Annotated in this window: 1 protein-coding gene; it reads left to right on the forward strand. The window is 67.5% G+C overall.

What is annotated here, in order from left to right:
• Window positions 1–597: hypothetical protein (locus FK530_RS26125; protein ID WP_231706798.1), on the forward strand; the 597-nt coding region annotated here is incomplete at both ends.

A 597-nucleotide genomic window follows, 5' to 3' on the forward strand; every position in this document is an offset into this window, starting at 1 on the left:
GCAAGGAGTTGCTGCGCGACCAGGGCCTGGTGGTGGGACGCTACGACGGGCGGGTCAGCGGCTTCGACCTGGATACAGCCTCGGATGACGAGACCTTCGTGGCCGACGACGCCTTCATCAGCCCCGCCTACGGCGCACTGGTCAACACCTACCTGCGCGAGGAACTGGGATGGACGGGCTCGGAGGAGAGGCGCGCCTTCTCCGAGATGGACTGGGAGTCCACCGAGCCCGGCAAGGGATGGGTCTGGCAGCACAAGCAGCCCGGCCACACCAAGACCATGTGGGACCAGACGCTGACCTACCCGCAGGTCATGCCTGACCTCGCGGCCGCACTGGTGCGCAACCCGCGCCTGAAGGTGCTGGTGGCCAGCGGCTACTTCGACCTGGCCACCCCCTTCTTCCAGACGGAGTACGACGTCGACCACCTGGGCCTGCCCGCCCCGCTGCGCACCAACATCGCCTTCACCTACTACCCGGCCGGGCACACGGTCTACACCTCACCGGGCTGCCTGGAAAAGCTGATCGAGGACCTGCGCGGCTTCTACGCTGCGGCACCCGACCGAGCGGGTGCACCCGTCGACCTGTCAGGGATGGATG

Source organism: Tsukamurella conjunctivitidis (genome assembly GCF_007858475.1).
In the GTDB taxonomy this organism is placed as follows: Bacteria; Actinomycetota; Actinomycetes; order Mycobacteriales; family Mycobacteriaceae; genus Tsukamurella; species Tsukamurella conjunctivitidis.